Here is a 16,991-nt window from a genome sequence, read left to right on the forward strand (position 1 = left end):
CTGGTCGTCAATGTGAAGGAGCCGCTGGATTCTCCACGGGGACAGGCCCCGTCTTGGCCCAATGCTGCACCTGCTGCGGATACGGGATGTCCACGCCCAGCCGCTGCAGCGTGTGCAGAATCGCCAGGTTCACGTCGGAGCGCACGCCACCGCTGCCGTTCTCGGGGTCGGCGATCCAGAAATAGACAGTCAGCTCCAGGCCGCTGTCCGCGAAACGACTCAGCTGCACGGACGGCCCGGGGTCGCTCAGCACGCGCGGAACCGTGGTCAGCGCGGCGGCCAGCTCCTTGATGACCTGGTCCACGTCGCAGTCGTAGGCCACCTGCACAGTCGTGTTCAGCAGCACGCGCGGGTCGGCCAGCGACGAGTTCTCCACCCGCTGCGTGATCAGCACCTCGTTGGGCACGATGGCTTCCTTGCCACCGAGCGAGCGGATGACCGTATAGCGCGTCTTGATGTCTGTCACGCGGCCCTCGAAGCCGTCGACCTTGACCATGTCGCCGATGCGCAGGCTGCGCTCGGCCAGGATGACGAAGCCGCTCACGTAGTTGGCCGCCAGCTTCTGCAGGCCGAAGCCCAGGCCCACGCCGAGTGCGCCGCCCAGCACGCCCAGCGCCGTCAGGTCGATGCCCGCGGCCGACAGCGCGAACAGCAGGCCCACGAACAGCAGCAGCGAGCGGATCGCGCTGGCCGCGATCTTGCGCATGGACAGGTCCATGGACTCGCGCTTGAGCAGCCGCGCCTCGATGGTGGATGACAGCCACAACGCCAGCAGCAGCACCAGCACCGCCGTGATGCCACCCTCGATGACGTTGCGCAACGTCAGCTTGACGGAGCCGAACTTCCAGCCGATGTCGTCCAGCTCGTCCATCATCATCGGCCACAGCCCGGTGATCCACAGCACCGCGCCGATCCACACCAGCCACGAGCCAAGCTTTTCCACGCCGAGGATGAAGTTCGACTTCGGCCACGCCGCCCGCAGCACGCGGGCGACAAGCCTGATGGCGGCCAGAGACACGAGCAGCGGCAGCACCAGCTTGACCAGCGCGGGCGACAGCCCCCACACCGGCAGCAGCCGCCGGGCGGCAAAGGCGAACGCCATGGCCAGCAGCGGGAACAGCGCGCCGTCGAACAGTCGTTCGCCGAACAACACGCTCAGCTCGCGCCGCTCGACGGCGCGCGACAGCACGGCGCTGACGAGGCCGGCCAGCAGCAGCGCGGCCAGCAGCAGCGCCCATTCGCCCAGCGCGGCGGCGCTGAAGACGCGGGCCAGCAGGGCCTGGAGTTCATTCAGGCTCAAAGGTTGGTGCATAGAAGTCTAGAGATCGGCCAGGACGCGCAGGTGAACACCCACGCTGCGTGCGAGCGCCGGCAGGTGATAGCCACCTTCCAGCACCGACACGATACGGCCTTGTGCGTGACGCTCGGCGACGGCCTTGATCTTCAGTGTCAGCCACTCGTAGTCGGCCTCCACCAGGCCGAGCTGTCCCAGCTCGTCGTCGCGGTGGGCGTCGAAGCCGGCCGAGACAAACAGCATCTGCGGCTTGAAGCGCTCCAGCGCCGGCAGCCACATGGCCTCGACGATCTCGCGCACTTCGGCGCCGCGCGTGTACGGCGGAATGGGCACGTTGACCATGTTCGTCCCCTTGGGCACGGCGCCGCTGTAGGGATAAAGCGGGTGCTGGAACAGGCCGACCATCAGCACGCGGTCGTCACCCGCGATGATGTCCTCGGTGCCGTTGCCGTGGTGGACGTCGAAGTCCACGATGGCCACGCGCTCCAGCCCGCGCACGTCCAGCGCATGCCGCGCGGCAATGGCCACGTTGTTGAAAAAGCAGAAGCCCATGCTCTGGTCGCGCGTCGCATGGTGGCCCGGCGGGCGAACGGCGCAAAAGGCGTTGTCGGCGCGGCGGTCGATGACGAGGTCCGTCGCCTGCACCGCGGCGCCGGCGGCATGCAGCGCGGCCTGCCAGGTGTGGGCATTGGCTGACGTGTCCGGGTCCACCGCGGCGCGAGTGCCGCTCTCCTCGCACTGGCGCAGCAACGCACCGATCTCGGCCACGTAACCATGGGTGTGGGCACGCTCCACGGCCTTCAGGTCGACCGGGCTGGCGTCCTCGTGCTGCAGCGTCGGGGCCACCCCGGACGCGATCAGCCAGTCGTCGATGGCGGCGAGCCGCTCGGGGCATTCGGGGTGGCCCGGCCCCATATCGTGGCGGCGGCATTCGGGCGGGCTGAAGTACGCGGTGGGCATGACCGTTGTCTCTTGCTATGGTCAGGCCCATGACGACGACATCACGAGCGCTGACAGCGCAACTGCAAGCGCTGCAAAACCAGATTAGCACGGTCATCAAGGGCAAGCCGGCGCAGATCGCCGACTCGCTGGCCTGCCTGGTGGCCGGCGGGCACCTGCTCATCGAGGACCTGCCCGGCGTCGGCAAGACGACGCTGGCACACGCCCTCGCCATTTCGCTGGGGCTGAAGTTCTCGCGCCTGCAGTTCACGGCCGATCTGCTGCCCAGCGACCTGCTGGGCGTGTCCGTCTACGAACGCGAGAAGAACGGCTTCGCCTTCCACCCCGGCCCGGTTTTCGCCCAGGTACTGCTGGCCGACGAGATCAACCGCGCTGGCCCCAAAACGCAGAGCGCGCTGCTGGAGGCGATGGAGGAGCACCAGGTCAGCATCGAGGGCGTCAGCCACCCGCTGCCCGAGCCGTTCTTCGTCATCGCGACGCAGAACCCCAGCGAGCAGCTCGGCACATTCCCGCTGCCGGAGTCGCAGCTGGACCGCTTTCTGATGTGCATCTCGCTGGGCTATCCCGATGCCGGAGCAGAGCGCGAGCTGCTTATGGGTGGCGACAGCCGCGAGCAGCTGAAGGCGCTGCGGCCCGTCATGACACCATCCGAGCTGATCGAGGTGCAGGCGGCGGCGAAGGCCATCCACGCCGCGCCGCCCTTGATCGACTACCTGCAGGCGCTGCTCGCCGCCACGCGTTCGGGCCAGTGGTTCGTCGAAGGCCTGTCCCCTCGGGCGGGGCTGGCCGTGCTGCGCGCCTCCCGCGCGCGGGCGCTGCTGCAGGGGCGGGACTACGTCTCGCCCGACGACATCCAGGCCATCCTGCCGCAGACCATCGCGCACCGGCTGCAACCGCGAGCGGGCGCCGGGCGAGGGGCCAGGGAACAGGTGCGGGCGATGGTTGAGGCGATTCCGCTGCCCTGACGGGCGTCACCTGGCCGACGGCTTCAGCCGGTGCTGGGGCCCGCCAGCCGGTTGCCGGCCCAGCGCTGCTGGGCATTCAGCAGATGGGTGCGCATGGCCGCCTGAGCTGCCAGCGGGTCGTGTGCCTCCAGGGCGGCCAGGATGCGCTCGTGCTCGACAAGCGCGTCGCGCCAGTTCCGGTGCGTGTCCGCCCTGGCGCTGAGCTGCAGCGACATCGGGCTGTAGCGGCCGTCGAAGAGTTCGCCCACCATGCGCTCCAGCACGGCGTTGCCGGCCATCGCCGCCACCGCGAGGTGAAAGCGCCGGTCGGCATCGAGCGCCGGTCGGCCGGCCTCCATGGCCTCGCGCATCGCGTCCAGCGCTTCACGTACGGCCGCCAATCCGCGCGGCGTGACCCGGGTGCAGGCCTGCGGCATCAACCCGCCTTCCAGCACTACGCGCGCCTGCATCAGCTCCAGCGGGCTCTCGCCCAGCGCCGTCGTGCCGGCCTCGGGGTCGCCGCTGCTGCGCACGTAGATGCCGGCGCCCATGCGGACTTCCACGCAACCGGCAATCTCCAGCGCGATCAGCGCCTCGCGCACCGACGGGCGCGACACGCCCAGCTGCTGCGCCAGCTCGCGTTCGGGCGGCAGGCGGCTGCCGATGCGGTAGCGGCCCTCGCGGATGAGTTCGCGCAACTGGTCGGCGATCTGGTGGTACAGACGCCGGCTGTCCGTTCCCTTGAGCGGTTCAAGCATGCCGGCATTGTCACCGCCCGGCCGCGGGCTCCGTGGACCTATATCCTTGCCGCATGGCCGCGATGCTCTACCTGCGCTCGCGCTGGCAACGCTGGTGGGAGGCCCGCCAGCCGGTGGCAGACACCCACGGGACGACCCAGCGCAACACCTACATCCTGCCCACGGCGGCGGGCCTGGCGTTCTGCGGCACGCTGGGCGTGCTGCTGCTGGCGTCCATCAACGAGCAGCTGAGCCTCGGCTATGCCCTCACATTCGCGCTGACCGGCGCAGGCCTGGCCTCCATGCACACGACGCACGCCAACCTGCGCGGCCTGCAGATGGACCTGAAGGCACCCGAGGGCGTGCATGCGGGCGACGACTACGCCGTGGAGCTGCGGCTGCACAACCCAGGGCGGGCACGCTTCGGCATCGCCGTCAGCGCGCAGCTCCACGACGGCGAGACGCCGCCCGCCTGGGTCGATGTGCCGGCGCTGGGCCATTCGGTGCTGACGCTGCGCCTGCCCGCGCCGCGGCGTGGGCTGCAGGCGCTGCCGCGGCTCGTCATCGCCACGCGGTTTCCGCTGGGCTTCTTCCGCGCCTGGAGCTACTGGCGGCCTGCTGCCAAGGTCTGGATCTATCCACGCGCCGAAGCGGTCACGCCACCCTTCCCTGCACAGGCCGAGGCCGGCGCCGGCGAGGCCGCATCGACGCACCAGTCCCAGGCCGGTACCGATTTCTCCGGCGTGCGCAGCTACCGCCGCGGCGACTCGATGAAGCACATCCTCTGGCGCAAGTCCACGCTGGCGATGGACCAGGGCGCGGCGCCCTGGGTGCGCGAGACCGAGGCACCGCTGGCGCGCGACCTGTGGCTGGACTGGCGTGACACACAGGGGCGCGATGTCGAGGCCCGGCTGTCGCGCCTGACGGCCTGGGTGCTGGCCGCCGAGCGCCAGGGCCAGCCCTATGGCCTGCGGCTGGCGGGCCACGAACTACCGCCCATGCTGGGTGCCGCCCACCGCCAGGCCTGCCTCGAACGGCTGGCGGCGTACGCGACATGAACGCGCTGGCCGGCCGCTGGCAGCGCCTGCCGCGCGACACGCGCGACAGCCTCTTCCTGCTCGGCGTCATCACCGCCGTCATGGCGCCGCATGCCGGCCATCTGCCGCTGTGGGCCACGACGCTCACGGGCCTGATGCTCGCCTGGCGCGCGCAGATCGCCTGGCGCCAGCAGACGCTTCCCAGCCGCTGGTGGCTGCTGGGCGTGACCGCCGTCTACGCCGGCCTGACCTGGCTGACGTTTCGCACCCTCGTCGGCCGTGAGGCCGGCATCACGCTGCTGACCGTGCTGATGGCGCTCAAGACGCTGGAGCTGCGCGCAAGGCGCGACGCCTTCGTCGTGTTCTTCCTTGGCTTCTTCCTCGTGCTGACGCAGTTCCTGTATTCGCAGTCGCTGCTGACGGCGGTGTGGTCGCTCGGGTCGCTATGGGGGCTGCTGGCGGCCGTCGTGCTCGCGCAGATGCCCACGACCGACGCCGGCGGCCTGCCCAGCATCGGCATCGCCGCCCGCCGCGCCGCCGGCACGACGGCGCTGGGCCTGCCGGTCATGGTGCTGCTGTTCGTGCTGTTCCCGCGCATCGCGCCGCTGTGGGGCGTCCCGACCGAGGCCATCGGGCGCACCGGGCTGTCCAACCAGCTGGAGTTCGGCGCGATGAACGAAATCGCCAACGACGACGGCATCGCGATGCGGCTGAAGTTCGACGGTGCCGTGCCGCCACCGGACCAGCGCTACTTCCGCGGCCCGGTGCTGACCCGCTTCGACGGCAAGACCTGGCGCGCCCCGGACACCCGGCCAGGCCAGAGCTGGCTGCGCGGGCGCGACGACCTCGAGACGCTCGGCCCGGCGCTGCGTTACGAGCTGACGCTGGAGCCGCTGCGCATCCCCGTACTGCCGCTGCTGGAGATGAGCCCCAACGACGCCGGCAACGAGCTGCAGCTGCCGGACCTGACGCTGGTGCGCGGGCCGGAGCTGCAATGGCTGGCGCCACGGCCCATCACCGAGCGGCTGCGCCTGAAGGCCGAGGCACACGTGCGCTGGAGCGCCGGCCTGCGGCTCAACCGCCTGCAGCGGACCATCAACCTGGAGCTGCCGGCCGGCGGCAACCCGCGCTCGCTGGCCTGGGCGCGCGAGCTGGCCGCCGAGCCGCGTTTCGCGCAGCTCGAGCCCGGACCGCGCGCCGAGGCGCTGGCCGAGGCGCTGCTGGCGCATGTCCGCGCCAATGACTTCCTCTACACGCTGTCCCCCGGCCGCTACGGCGAGCAGTCACCCCATGTCATCGACGAGTTCTGGCTGGACCGGCGCCTGGGCTTCTGCGAGCACTTCGCGTCGGCCTTCGTCGTGCTGATGCGCGCCATGGGCGTGCCGGCGCGCATCATCACCGGCTTCCAGGGCTGGGACGCCGAGCCGCAGGACGGCTACCTCGTCGTGCGCAATGCCAACGCCCACGCGTGGGCCGAGTTCTGGGTGGACGGCAAGGGCTGGCAGCGCAGCGACCCGACCGCCGCGGTGGCGCCCAACCGCGTCATCCAGGGCCTGGCACTGCAACCGCAACCGGGCGCCTACAACGTGCTGGGGCAGCTCAACCCCACGCTGTGGCGCGCGCTGCGCAACGGCTGGGAGACCGTCAACAACCGCTGGCAGCAGCTGGTGCTGAACTACTCGCGCGAAAACCAGTTCGACCTGCTGAAAAAGGTCGGCTTCGAGCGGCCCGACTGGGCAGCACTCGGCCAGGCGCTCGCCGGCGTCATCTTCGTGCTGGCTGTAGCCGCAAGCGCCTGGATCCGCTGGAGCAGCCGGCCGCACGACGCCTGGAGCCGGCAGCGCGCACGCATCGTGGCCCGACTGGCGCGTGCAGGGGTAACCGTTGGGACCCATGAAGGCCCCGCGGCGTGGGCGCGAGCGCTGCGGCAGCGTCACGGGCAGAAGGCCGAGCCGGCGGCGCAGTGGCTGGAGCGGCTGGAGCGGTCACGCTATGCCGCCGGCGCGGCCGTACCCCACTGGCGTGAATTTCATCGGGCTGCCCGACTGCTCAAGCCGTGATCGGCGACGACACTCGCGCCGCACCATCTCTGCAACCGGACCGATGCCCCTTGGCTTCCTGAAGCGCCTGTCCTGCGGCCTGACGGCTCAGGCGGCCTGGCAGCAGAGCGCTGCACAGTGAACGCCATCGGCGCAGCCGCGCTTGCCGTTGGACTGCCTCGGCAGCGACCTCCAGCAGATCGCGCTGCGTGGCGCCTCCTGGGGGCAGCAGCGGCAGCAGGAGCAGCGCATGGCCGACGCCACCCGCCAGCTGATCGGGAGCCGACCCGACGACCGGTCGTTAACCGGTCAAGACTTAGGCAAGCTCTTCCCGCTCGCCTCGGCGGCGATGAACGGGTACGCGTCGATGGTGGAGGCGCTACTGGAGTCCATCGCCGTGCGGCAGCAGGTCAACGCCAAAAGCCTTGGCAAGGCAGCACCGCTGACCCTGGCCAGGCTGACGCCACCTCTTTGGGCCTGCGGCCCCGCGCGGCTGATATCGGTCAGCTGGCAACAGACCTGGACGGCGTCCCGCCGGCCGTCAGGCGCCCTGCCCCGCATGTAGCGAGGCTGGTCAGTGCGGCGCTGGACGCCTGGGGCACCAACCGCGGGTGTCGAACGATGATCGAGCCCGAAATTGACCACGGCTGACCACGAGCGGCACCGCGTCGTACGAGCCACGATATTGAATCGCGCCGGCTTGCCGGTTGCCGTGACGGTCCACAGCATGTCAGGCGACATGCCTTCTTCCGCCGACCGCTCGCTCGCCTGGGCGGTCAGCCGGGCGATTGCCAAACTGGAATGTCGCGGGAAACTGCGGGCGGGACCAGATTTCCCGTCTCGAGTGACGCCCGCTTGACGTCCTCCCTTCTGCGGCGTTTTCCTTTCAAGGTCAGTGAACGATGAGACATCTGTGCAAATGGCTGACATGCATCGTGGTTCTGGTGGCCCCCGCCTGGGGCACGGCCAGTACACCCCGGATGCCGCGGGAAGTGATCGACCGACTGGGCCTGCAGATCCGGGAAAACTTGGAAGATGCGAAAGCGCAGCAGACGCCTGAGGACCTGGAGCGCGCCGCCGCCGAGGAGATTGCAGCTTTCATCGCCCGCGCACCCGGCGATCTGTCCCTGACGGCCAAGGACGAGGACGAGCGCACGCCACTGATTGCCGCCGCCAGCGACGGCTATCCGCAGGTGGTACGTGCGCTGCTGGCCGACCCAAGCGTCCGGCTCCGCATCAACGAGCCGGACGACGACGGCACGACCGCCTGGATGCGCGCCAACTTCGCGCTGCCGCTGACCCTGGTCGCCTGTCAGCCAGGCACCCTCACGCTGGAGCGCTCGGCGCTGTTGGCGCCCTACGTGCGGCGCATGGGTCAGCTGCTCAAGACGCAGGGCGCGGCCATCAACGACGTCATCCAGCAGCTGGAAGCCGCAGGGGCCGACCCCGACATGGACGCCGCCAAGCGCGCCTGGCTCCGGCAATGCCCGAACGCCACGCCCGCGCTGCAACAGGCGCTGGCCGACGGCCCGCTGGTGCAGACGTTGGTCAAGGAGGCCGTCACCCGCCAGCGCGAATTCAACATAACCGCCGCTGAGGCCCCTAGAAAACTGCCCGTCCGCCCGCCACCGGGCATGCACTTCATCGACGTCGAGGCGAAACAGGGGCGCGGCAAGGTGGTGCCCGAGTGGACGTTCAACGACGCGCGCTGCGAGCGCATGGGCAAGCCGGAGCCGCCCAGGGCGGTCAACTGGCGCGGCTGGATCACCTTCAAGATGATCGCCAGGACGCGCGCCGCGGTCGTCGAGGTGGCGGATTTCGAGGTCATCGGCTCCGCGCCCGAGGCCGTCGTCGACTTCTTCCGCAACGCCCTCGTGCGCGCGCTGGTGGACTACCGGTGCGCGGGCGAGCACCTGTTCAAGCAGGTGATCACGGTCCAAGTGAGCGCACGTATGCTGGGCCTGTGAAGCACCCTCGCAAACCCCCGATCGCCGCGCTGGCCCTGCTCTGCGCAATGACCGCCCACGCCAAGCCCCGTACCGCCCGCCACGAGCCGCCGCCCAAGCCGCTGGGCACGCGGCCGGCGCTCGTCGCCTTTGCCAATGAGCTGGCCACGGCCGAGGGCTGGGACGCGGCCACACTGCGAAGGCAGCTTGCCGCGGCCAGCGACCTGCCCAAGGTGAAGCAACTCATCCTGCCGGCATCGACACCGTCGGCCAAGAACTGGGCAGCTTACCGAGATCGATTCATCGAGCCCAAGCGCATCGACGCGGGCGCCACCTTCTGGGACGAGCATGCCGAGGCGCTGGCCCGCGCCGAGGCGCAGTACGGCGTGCCGGCCGAGGTCATCGTCGGCATCATCGGCGTGGAGACCTTCTACGGGCGCATTACCGGCGGCTTCAAGGTGCTGGATGCGCTGGCCACGCTGGCCTTCGACTTCCCGGCCGCCCACCCGCGCGCCGCCGAGCGGCAGGCCTTCTTCCGCAGCGAGCTGGCCGAGTTCCTGCGGCTCACGCGCGAGCAGGGCCTGGCGGCCGAGGACGTGCGCGGCAGCTATGCCGGCGCGCTGGGCTGGCCGCAGTTCATGCCGGGCAGTTGGCGTCAGCACGCGGTGGACTTCGACGGCGACGGCCACATCAACCTGATGGCCAGCCCGGTGGACGCCATCGGCAGCGTGGCCCACTACCTGGCCGCACACGGCTGGAAGCCGGGCCAGCCGACGCACTTCGACGGCGTCACACTGACCGACGACGCGGCCCAACGCGCGCGGCTGCTGGCGCCCGACATCAAGCCCACGTTCAGCGCCGCCGAGCTGGCCGAAGCTGGCGCCACGCTGCCCGAGGCGGCGCGCGGCCACGCCGGCCCACTGGCCGTCATCCAGCTACAGAACGGCGGCGCCGCCCCGACGGTGCTTCTGGGCACCGAAAACTTCTGGGTGGTCACGCGCTACAACTGGTCGGCCTACTACGCGCTGGCAGTCATCGAGCTGGGCCGGGCAGTGAAGACGCGCTACCAGGTCTCTTCCGCAGGCAGCCGCACCGGGCCGGACGGTTTTTCCGGCGCTACGGGCAGCGCGGCGCCGCAGGTCCAGTAGCAGCACGCCAGCGCGCGCTTGCAGCTCGGCATCGTGCCGTCGCTGCCCGACCGCCAGTCCCGGCATGACGGCCTGGCAACGAGCGCGTCACTAGCGGCCTGGTCGCTTGCCATTACCGGCGATGACCAAGCCGGCTGTCGGAGCCGGCCTGCACGAGACCCGCCAGCGGTTGGACGGCAGCCAGAAGCTGGGCCGCGTCGAAGCGCTCCCCGTCGCGCAGCAAGGACTGCAATCGCCGACCTGTCGGCGCGGTTCAATGCCATCCTGCGCGGCTGGTACGTAAGCGTGCTGGGAAGTCAGGTTGACGTCGGACAGCGGTTTAGGCGGCCCGCCAGTTGAGAACAGCCTCGGCCAGGTCGTCCTCCCAACACTCCTGCCTGACGACCTCCGCATGCTCTGTGGATAGGTACTCAAGAAACGATGCGACGACGGTGCGCTGCTTGGCACTGAGCAGCGAAAACTCGAAGCCGACTGGACCCGCTGAGAACCGATTGATGAACCGCATCATGAATAGATCACCAATGCTGTCTGTGGCGTCAGATGCGGCGATCTCCATCAGCCGTGGGAGCAGATAGGCCATTGCAGAAGGGGTTAGATAGCACAGGGGGCCCCACGCAACTGTCCCAAAGTCTGCAGCGACGAGTTCCTCGCGCGCCTTGCCACCGAGCATTTGCTCGTATTCATCGCGCTCGGGCTCATAGAGGTCGGCTTGAACGTAGGCCGATGGCTTTGCGAAGCATGCGAATGCCCCTGCTGCCTCTGCAAAATCAAAGTTCGACTTCATGATGCCGGACGTGTACTAGGGAGACCGTTTCTGGCGGAACCGTGGCGTTCGCGACCGGTCTTCCGGGCGACCGCTCAGAGACGGAGTGGGACTATTTTGAGCCTGGCGCCCCCCAACGATAGGGCCGCAGTTCAGCAAGGTCGCGTGCGCGTTGAGTCGGAAGACGCGTCAGGACGTCGCGAAGGTACCCGTAGGGGTCGTGGCCATTTAGGGCTACGCTGAACAAGCCGTTGATTTCGAGGCTGCGTCGTGCAGACGTGCTACCCGGTCGAATTGACGCCGTTTTGCCCTGCCCAAGCCGAGTTTTTCGGCCTTTTTGAGGCAGCAGCCGTGCTGCGCGCCCACTGCGGACGCACTCATGCCACCAGGCGCTTGCGCGCCAGGTAGATGTTGGCCAAGCCCAGCACCACGAACGCTCGCGTCGCGTTCTTCGCCAAGCCCTTGTAGCGAACTTTGCTGAAGCCGAACTGGCGCTTGACCACGGCGAACACGTGCTCCACCCGCGAACGCGTCTTGGATTTGATGCGGTTGACGATGCGCTCCAAGTCGGCCACATGCTCCGTGCCTCGGACCCTCTGATTCGTTCTGTCTTTGGCCTTCGGCGCCTTGGCGGCGATCAACTCCTGCTGGGAGGCGCCATGGCGCAAGGCGATTCGCTTCGCCGCCGCGCGTAGCGACTGTTCGACGTCAGGCGGCCAGATGCCGACGATTTCCGCTCCTGCCAATAGCAGACCGAGAGTTCGGAGGAAAGCGAGCCGATGGCCGTTTAGCCGCTTGCTCCGCCACCCGCCCTGCCCTTGTCGTTGGATGTCGGGGTGTAGCATGCCGCCGTTTTTTCCCTGCGCCACAGCGCTTCCTCCATGAGCTCCTCCGCCATCCAGGCCAAGCTGGCCGAACTGGGCATTACCCTGCCCCCCGTGGCCGTGCCGGCCGCCGCCTACGTGCCTTTCGTGCGCACCGGCAACCTCGTCTTCCTATCCGGCCATATCGCCAAGAAGGATGGCAAGCCCTGGGTGGGTCAGCTCGGCAAGGACGTGGACACCGCCACGGGCCAGCAGGCCGCACGAGCCGTCGCCATCGACCTGCTCGGCACGCTGCAGGCGGCAGTGGGCGACTTGGGCAAAGTGGTGCGCATCGTCAAGGTGATGAGCCTTGTCAACAGCACGTCCGATTTCACCGAACAGCATCTTGTGACGAACGGCTGCTCTGAGTTGTTGGCCACCGTGCTTGGCGAAGCCGGCAAGCATGCGCGCAGCGCATTCGGCGTGGCTCAGATCCCGATGGGCGCCTGTGTCGAGATCGAACTGATCGCGGAAGTCCAGGCCTGATGTTCTTCGTGCCCCCTTCCAAGCTGCCGGGGCGCGCGCTGGCCGGCATGGCCATCGCATGCTTTGCCGCCGTGGGTGCCGCGCTCGTGGCCCAGCATCAGTTCGGCGTGAAGCCCTGCCCTTGGTGTGTACTGCAGCGTGCGGTCTTCCTGCTCATCGGCGCGCTGACGCTGGTGGGCTGGGTGGTTCAGCGCCAGCGCTCCCTGCGCCAGGGGGTTGTCGTGCTGGTGCTGGTGCTGTGCGCTGCGGGCCTCACGGCGGCCGTTTTCCAGCATGAAGTGGCCGCGCAGACGGCCAGCTGCGCGATGGGCCTGGCGGACAAGATCGTCACCGCGCTGGGTCTCGAGGATCTGTGGCCCTCGGTCTTCATGATCACGGCCAACTGCTCGGAGGCCGCCGCCTATACGCTGCTGGGCCTGCCCTACGAGGTGTGGAGCGGGCTGTTGTTCGCCGCTCTCGGGGCGCTGGGCTTGGTTGTGCTCACGAAGCGCTGAAGCCCGGCAGGCGCTGCAGCGCATCCTCCACTGCCTGCAGCGCGCGGCCGCAGTCGTCGCGGGTGAGGCCACCGCCCAGGCACAGCCGCAGACCGTCGGGCGGCTGGCGGTCTGTTGAGAACGCCGTCGAAGCCACCGCCAGCACGCCGATAGCGCGCAGCTCCGCTGCCATCGCCACCGACCGTGGCGCGCCCCCCTCCTCCACCAGAGGTAGCCAGGCGTGGAAGCCCTGGCGGTGCGTGCGCAGCCCATGGCGGCCCAGGCGCTCGGCCATCAGTGCGCTGCGCCACTGGCATTCGGCCCGCACGGCCGATAGCACTGCGTCCGCCTCACCTTGCTCCAGCCACGTCGCGACAACGGAGTTGATGAAGGGCGAGGCCATCACGGTCGTCGCCCGCAGCGCGCCGGCCAACCGCTGGTGGGCTGCCGCCGTGGGCGCCTGAACGTAGGCAATGCGCAAGCCGGCGCCCAGCCACTTCGACAGGCCGCTCACGTAGTAGACGAGGCCTGGCGCATAGTCCGCCAGCGGCGGAGGCACGGCGGCCGGCAACATGCCGTAAGCGTCGTCCTCGATGACGGGCACGCTGTAGCGCAACGCCACGTCGGCGATCTGCTCGCGCCGGCGCAGCGACAGTGTGGCCGTCATCGGGTTGTGCAGGTTGGGGCACAGGTACAGCGCGCCGATTGCCGCGCTCTTGCAAGCGGCCTCAAACTCGTCGGGTCGCAGGCCTTCCTCGTCCATCGCCAGGGGATGCAATGGCGTGCCAAGCTGCGCCGCGATGGCCTTGATGCCCGGGTAGGCCATGCTCTCGACGCACAGGCTCTGGCCGGGCTTGACGAGCATGGACACCAGCCCCAGCAGCGCGGCATGGATGCCTGGCGCCACCAGCACACGGTCAGCGTCCGCCTTGGCCAGCCATTGGCGCAGCCAGCGAGCGGCCAGGTCGCGGTCGCGCGGGGTGCCGCCGAAGTCCTGGTAGCGCATCAGGTCATGGAGCGGCGTGTTGACGATCGCGGCAGCGGCCTGCTCCTGCAGCCGCTGCATGGCCGGGTGCTCTTCGATCTCCGGCGGCAGGTTCATCGTCATCTCGGCACCGGTGCCGGCCCGCAGAGGCAGGCCGATGAACGAACCGCGCACATAGCTGCCTAGCCCCGGGCGTGATGCCACCAGCCCGCGGTCGCGTGCCTCAGCAAAGCCGCGCACCACGGTCGTGTAGTTCAGGTCCAGCACCTTGGCCAAGTCGCGCAGCGGCGGCAGACGGTCGCGCGGCGCGAGGCGACCATGCTGCAGGTCTTCGGCAATCAGCTCCGGGATGACCTGGTAGGCCGGCAGGGCGCTGCCTTTGATGCGCGAGATCCAGTGCGTAAACGGCATGGCGGCAGTGTGCCGAAGAACACCTCCGCCGTGCGGCCTGACGCGGCGCTGAAGCGGTGCGGTGACTCCATTGATCGGGTGCATTGATTGCATTGGATGGTCGCCGCCGTGGTGCGCAGGCCGAATGGACGCGCTGACGATGCGTGGCGGGTCGTGCGACGACTCGAGGCCGCCGACGCCCCTTTGATCGGCCCTTGATCGGCCGGCCGCGCCGCCCGGTGGCACGTGCCTCGCAATGACAGCTGCGTCCGGCAAGCCGCCGGAAGCCCTAGCCCCTCGTGAGGAACGACATGCCGAAAGTGACCCATCCCGCCGCCCAGAAGGGCGATTTCCTGGTCGACTACGAAGAGAAGGTCTTCGAGGACGTCAAGGCCGATCCGGGCGAGAAGGCGCTCGTGACCTTCCACACCGTCGCGTTCGAAGGCTCCATCGGCTTCGTGAACCTGCTGCAGGCCACCCGCCTGCAGCGCAAGGGCTTCGAGACATCCATCCTGCTCTACGGCCCGGGCGTGACGCTGGGCGTGAAACGCGGCTTCCCCAAGCTGGGCGACGCTGCCTTCCCCGGCCACCAGAACTTCAACGAGCAGATCACCAAGTTCATCGCCGAGGGCGGCAAAGTCTACGCCTGCCGCTTCGCGCTGCAAGCGCTGTACGGCCACGGCGAAGGCGCACTGATCGAAGGCGTGCGGCCGATCAACCCGCTGGATGTGCTGGACATTGTGCTGCTGCACCGCAAGGCCGGCGCGTTCATCCTCGACACCTGGACCCTCTGACCGCCATGGCTGCCCCCACGACGAGAAAGACGGTGCGCGCCGCCGCGGCGCAGATCGCGCCGGACCTTGAGTCCGACACCGGCACGCTGTCACGCGTGCTGGAGACCATCCGCGACGCGGCGCGTCAGGGCGTGGAGCTGATCGTCTTTCCGGAGACTTTTCTGCCCTACTACCCGTACTTCTCGTTCGTGCAGCCGCCCGTGCAGCAGGGCCCCGCGCACCTGCTGCTGATGGAGCGCGCGCCCACCGTGCCCGGCCCGACGACCGAGCAGGTGGCCGCAGCCGCCCGCGAGGCCGGCATGGTCGTCGTGCTGGGCATCAACGAACGCGACCACGGCAGCCTCTACAACACGCAGCTCATCTTCGATGCCGACGGCAGCTTGCTGCTGAAGCGCCGCAAGATCACGCCGACCTACCACGAGCGCATGGTCTGGGGCCAGGGTGATGGCGCCGGGCTGCGCACCGTGGCCACGCGCGTCGGCCGGGTGGGCGCGCTGGCCTGCTGGGAGCACTACAACCCGCTGGCTCGCTACGCGCTGATGACCGAGCACGAGGAGATCCACTGCGCGCAGTTCCCCGGCTCGCTCGTCGGGCCGATCTTTGCCGAGCAAATGGGAGTGACGATCCGCCACCACGCGCTGGAGTCCGGCTGTTTCGTCGTCAATGCGACCGGCTGGCTCCGCCCGGAGCAGATCAAGTCCATCACGACCGACGACAAGCTGCAGAGCGCCTTGCGCGGCGGCTGCCATGCGGCCATCGTGTCGCCCGAGGGCAAGTACCTGGCCGAGCCGCTGACCGAGGGTGAAGGCCTCGTCATCGCGGACCTGGACATGGCACTCATCGCCAAGCGCAAACGCATGATGGATTCGGTCGGCCACTACGCCCGGCCGGAGCTGCTGAGCCTGGCGATCCGCCGCGACCCTGCCAGCACTACCCGGCCACTGAGCGCCGACACCGAAGCGCTGGCCGGGCCGGCGCTGGGAGCCGACCATGCTTGACCACTTGCCCGAACCCAGCCGCGCGCTGATGACCGAGCTGCAATCGACCGGCCTGCGTCTGCAGGACCCGGGCGCCGGAGCCCCCAGCCGCCGCGGCGGCGCCGGCCCGTCGGACCACAAGGCCGTGACGGTGGACGGTGTGACGCTGATGGTGCCGGTTCACACGCATGGCGCGTTCAGCTCGCCTTTTGTGGCCGACACACCGGGGCCGGATGGCCGCAGCGTGCTGCGCCGCGGCAGCATCCCCATTGCCAGCATCGCCTTCCCGCGCCAGCCGCGCTTCTACGGGCTGAGCACGGCCGATGGCATTCCCTACTCGCACATCGCCACACTGCATGGCGCCGACGTGCTGGCCACCACCGTGCTGCAGACCTGCATCCGCTACGAGAGCCGGCGCAAGGCCTGTCGCTTCTGCGCCATCGGCCAGTCGCTCGCCGCCGGCCGCACCATCGCGCACAAGACGCCCGCACAGCTGGCCGAGGTGGCCCGAGCCGCCGTCGAGCTGGACGGCGTCAAGCATATGGTGATGACTACCGGCACGCCGCCGGGGTCGGACCGCGGCGCGAAGGTGCTATGCGACAGCGCCAAGGCCATCCGCGCCTCGGTGGACCTGCCGCTGCAGGGCCAGTGCGAGCCGCCGGACGATGACGCGTGGTTTCGCCGCATGAAGGATGCCGGCATCGACACGTTGGGCATGCACCTGGAAGTCGTCGGCGAGGAGCTGCGCCGGCAGATCCTTCCTGGCAAGGCCGAGGTGCCGATGGCGCGCTACTGGGATGCCTTCGCTGCCGCCGTGGAGGTTTTCGGCCGCGGCCAGGTCAGCACCTACCTGCTGGCCGGCCTGGGCGACAGCCCTGAGCTGCTGCTGTCCACGGCCGACCGTCTGCTGGCGTTGGGCATCTACCCCTTCGTCGTTCCCTTCGTGCCCATCAGCGGCACGCCGCTTGAAGATCACCCCGCCCCTAGCACGGCGTTCATGCAAAGCGTGCTGGAGCCACTGGGCGCGCGCCTGGCTACCGCGGGCCTGCGGGCCAGTGACATCAAGGCCGGCTGCGGCAAGTGCGCCGCGTGCTCCACGCTGTCGCGATACGAAGACGCACCGACGCAAGCGCCCGCCCTTGCTGCCTGACAACC

General features: G+C 69.1%; 16 protein-coding genes and 2 pseudogenes. 11 read left to right on the forward strand and 7 right to left on the reverse strand.

Annotation, left to right across the window (positions count from 1 at the left end; genetic code table 11):
- Nucleotides 1-7: 7 nt before the first annotated feature.
- Together LXT13_RS12920 and LXT13_RS12925 are read right to left on the reverse strand one after the other, a co-directional pair.
- Complete coding sequence (locus tag LXT13_RS12920) at nucleotides 8-1,300, reverse strand: mechanosensitive ion channel family protein (RefSeq protein WP_233372332.1); 1,293 nt, start codon at nucleotides 1,298-1,300, stop codon at nucleotides 8-10.
- A gap of 18 nt (nucleotides 1,301-1,318) precedes the next feature.
- The gene (locus LXT13_RS12925; RefSeq protein WP_233372333.1) at nucleotides 1,319-2,254 is read right to left on the reverse strand and encodes a histone deacetylase family protein; all 936 of its coding nucleotides are present in this window, start codon (nucleotides 2,252-2,254) and stop codon (nucleotides 1,319-1,321) included.
- 29 nt (nucleotides 2,255-2,283) lie between these two features.
- On the opposite strand from LXT13_RS12925, the gene LXT13_RS12930 reads away from it, so the two are divergent.
- Nucleotides 2,284-3,219 carry an AAA family ATPase gene (locus LXT13_RS12930; protein WP_233372334.1) on the forward strand — a complete coding sequence of 312 codons (936 nt, stop codon included), beginning with the start codon at nucleotides 2,284-2,286 and terminating at the stop codon, nucleotides 3,217-3,219.
- 23 nt (nucleotides 3,220-3,242) lie between these two features.
- Here LXT13_RS12930 and LXT13_RS12935 read toward each other — a convergent pair whose 3' ends face one another.
- Nucleotides 3,243-3,956: a FadR/GntR family transcriptional regulator gene (locus tag LXT13_RS12935; RefSeq protein ID WP_233372335.1), complete on the reverse strand. Its 714-nt coding sequence runs from the start codon at nucleotides 3,954-3,956 to the stop codon at nucleotides 3,243-3,245.
- Between the two features lie 53 nt (nucleotides 3,957-4,009).
- On the opposite strand from LXT13_RS12935, the gene LXT13_RS12940 reads away from it, so the two are divergent.
- The 5 genes from LXT13_RS12940 (at nucleotide 4,010) to mltB (ending at nucleotide 10,105) form a co-directional block, all read left to right on the forward strand.
- Complete coding sequence (locus LXT13_RS12940) at nucleotides 4,010-4,993, forward strand: DUF58 domain-containing protein (protein WP_233372336.1); 984 nt, start codon at nucleotides 4,010-4,012, stop codon at nucleotides 4,991-4,993.
- Entirely contained in the window at nucleotides 4,990-7,032 is a 2,043-nt protein-coding gene (locus LXT13_RS12945; RefSeq protein WP_233372337.1) for a transglutaminase TgpA family protein, read from the forward strand. The genes LXT13_RS12940 and LXT13_RS12945 overlap by 4 nt, the downstream gene beginning before the upstream one ends.
- Before the next feature lie 229 nt (nucleotides 7,033-7,261).
- Nucleotides 7,262-7,576 (forward strand): hypothetical protein, encoded by a 315-nt coding sequence (locus LXT13_RS12950; protein WP_233372338.1) that lies wholly within the window; start codon nucleotides 7,262-7,264, stop codon nucleotides 7,574-7,576.
- Between the two features lie 427 nt (nucleotides 7,577-8,003).
- Nucleotides 8,004-8,978 (forward strand): ankyrin repeat domain-containing protein, encoded by a 975-nt coding sequence (locus tag LXT13_RS12955; protein WP_233372339.1) that lies wholly within the window; start codon nucleotides 8,004-8,006, stop codon nucleotides 8,976-8,978.
- A 47-nt stretch (nucleotides 8,979-9,025) separates the two neighbouring features.
- The gene (mltB, locus tag LXT13_RS12960) at nucleotides 9,026-10,105 is read left to right on the forward strand and encodes a lytic murein transglycosylase B (RefSeq protein WP_233372340.1); all 1,080 of its coding nucleotides are present in this window, start codon (nucleotides 9,026-9,028) and stop codon (nucleotides 10,103-10,105) included.
- 319 nt (nucleotides 10,106-10,424) lie between these two features.
- Here mltB and LXT13_RS12965 read toward each other — a convergent pair whose 3' ends face one another.
- The 3 genes and pseudogenes from LXT13_RS12965 to LXT13_RS28800 all read right to left on the reverse strand — a co-directional run.
- Nucleotides 10,425-10,889 carry a hypothetical protein gene (locus tag LXT13_RS12965; RefSeq protein ID WP_233372341.1) on the reverse strand — a complete coding sequence of 155 codons (465 nt, stop codon included), beginning with the start codon at nucleotides 10,887-10,889 and terminating at the stop codon, nucleotides 10,425-10,427.
- 91 nt (nucleotides 10,890-10,980) lie between these two features.
- Nucleotides 10,981-11,103: pseudogene (locus LXT13_RS12970) on the reverse strand (transposase domain-containing protein); the annotation flags it as partial.
- A gap of 142 nt (nucleotides 11,104-11,245) precedes the next feature.
- Nucleotides 11,246-11,524, reverse strand: a pseudogene (locus LXT13_RS28800) (transposase); the annotation flags it as partial.
- 225 nt (nucleotides 11,525-11,749) lie between these two features.
- On the opposite strand from LXT13_RS28800, the gene LXT13_RS12980 reads away from it, so the two are divergent.
- The gene (locus LXT13_RS12980; RefSeq protein ID WP_233372342.1) at nucleotides 11,750-12,217 is read left to right on the forward strand and encodes a RidA family protein; all 468 of its coding nucleotides are present in this window, start codon (nucleotides 11,750-11,752) and stop codon (nucleotides 12,215-12,217) included.
- The gene (locus LXT13_RS12985; protein ID WP_233372343.1) at nucleotides 12,217-12,711 is read left to right on the forward strand and encodes a disulfide bond formation protein B; all 495 of its coding nucleotides are present in this window, start codon (nucleotides 12,217-12,219) and stop codon (nucleotides 12,709-12,711) included. The genes LXT13_RS12980 and LXT13_RS12985 overlap by 1 nt, the downstream gene beginning before the upstream one ends.
- Here the strand turns inward: LXT13_RS12985 and LXT13_RS12990 are convergent.
- The gene (locus LXT13_RS12990) at nucleotides 12,698-14,086 is read right to left on the reverse strand and encodes an aminotransferase-like domain-containing protein (RefSeq protein ID WP_233372344.1); all 1,389 of its coding nucleotides are present in this window, start codon (nucleotides 14,084-14,086) and stop codon (nucleotides 12,698-12,700) included. The two genes, LXT13_RS12985 and LXT13_RS12990, sit on opposite strands and share 14 nt — an antisense overlap.
- Before the next feature lie 290 nt (nucleotides 14,087-14,376).
- Between LXT13_RS12990 and LXT13_RS12995 the strand changes: the two genes are divergently transcribed.
- The 3 genes from LXT13_RS12995 to LXT13_RS13005 are packed head-to-tail and all read left to right on the forward strand — an operon-like array spanning nucleotide 14,377 to nucleotide 16,986.
- On the forward strand, nucleotides 14,377-14,859 hold the full coding sequence (locus LXT13_RS12995) for an MSMEG_0572/Sll0783 family nitrogen starvation response protein (RefSeq protein WP_233372345.1): 483 nt from the start codon (nucleotides 14,377-14,379) through the stop codon (nucleotides 14,857-14,859).
- Nucleotides 14,860-14,864: 5 nt separating this feature from the next.
- The gene (locus LXT13_RS13000; RefSeq protein ID WP_419964670.1) at nucleotides 14,865-15,857 is read left to right on the forward strand and encodes a Nit6803 family nitrilase; all 993 of its coding nucleotides are present in this window, start codon (nucleotides 14,865-14,867) and stop codon (nucleotides 15,855-15,857) included.
- Nucleotides 15,858-15,885: 28 nt separating this feature from the next.
- Nucleotides 15,886-16,986, forward strand: coding sequence for an MSMEG_0568 family radical SAM protein (locus LXT13_RS13005; RefSeq protein WP_233372394.1), 1,101 nt, complete (start codon nucleotides 15,886-15,888; stop codon nucleotides 16,984-16,986).
- Nucleotides 16,987-16,991 lie beyond the last annotated feature (5 nt).

It is taken from the genome of Pelomonas cellulosilytica (assembly GCF_021353265.1).
GTDB lineage: Bacteria > Pseudomonadota > Gammaproteobacteria > Burkholderiales > Burkholderiaceae_C > Pelomonas > Pelomonas cellulosilytica.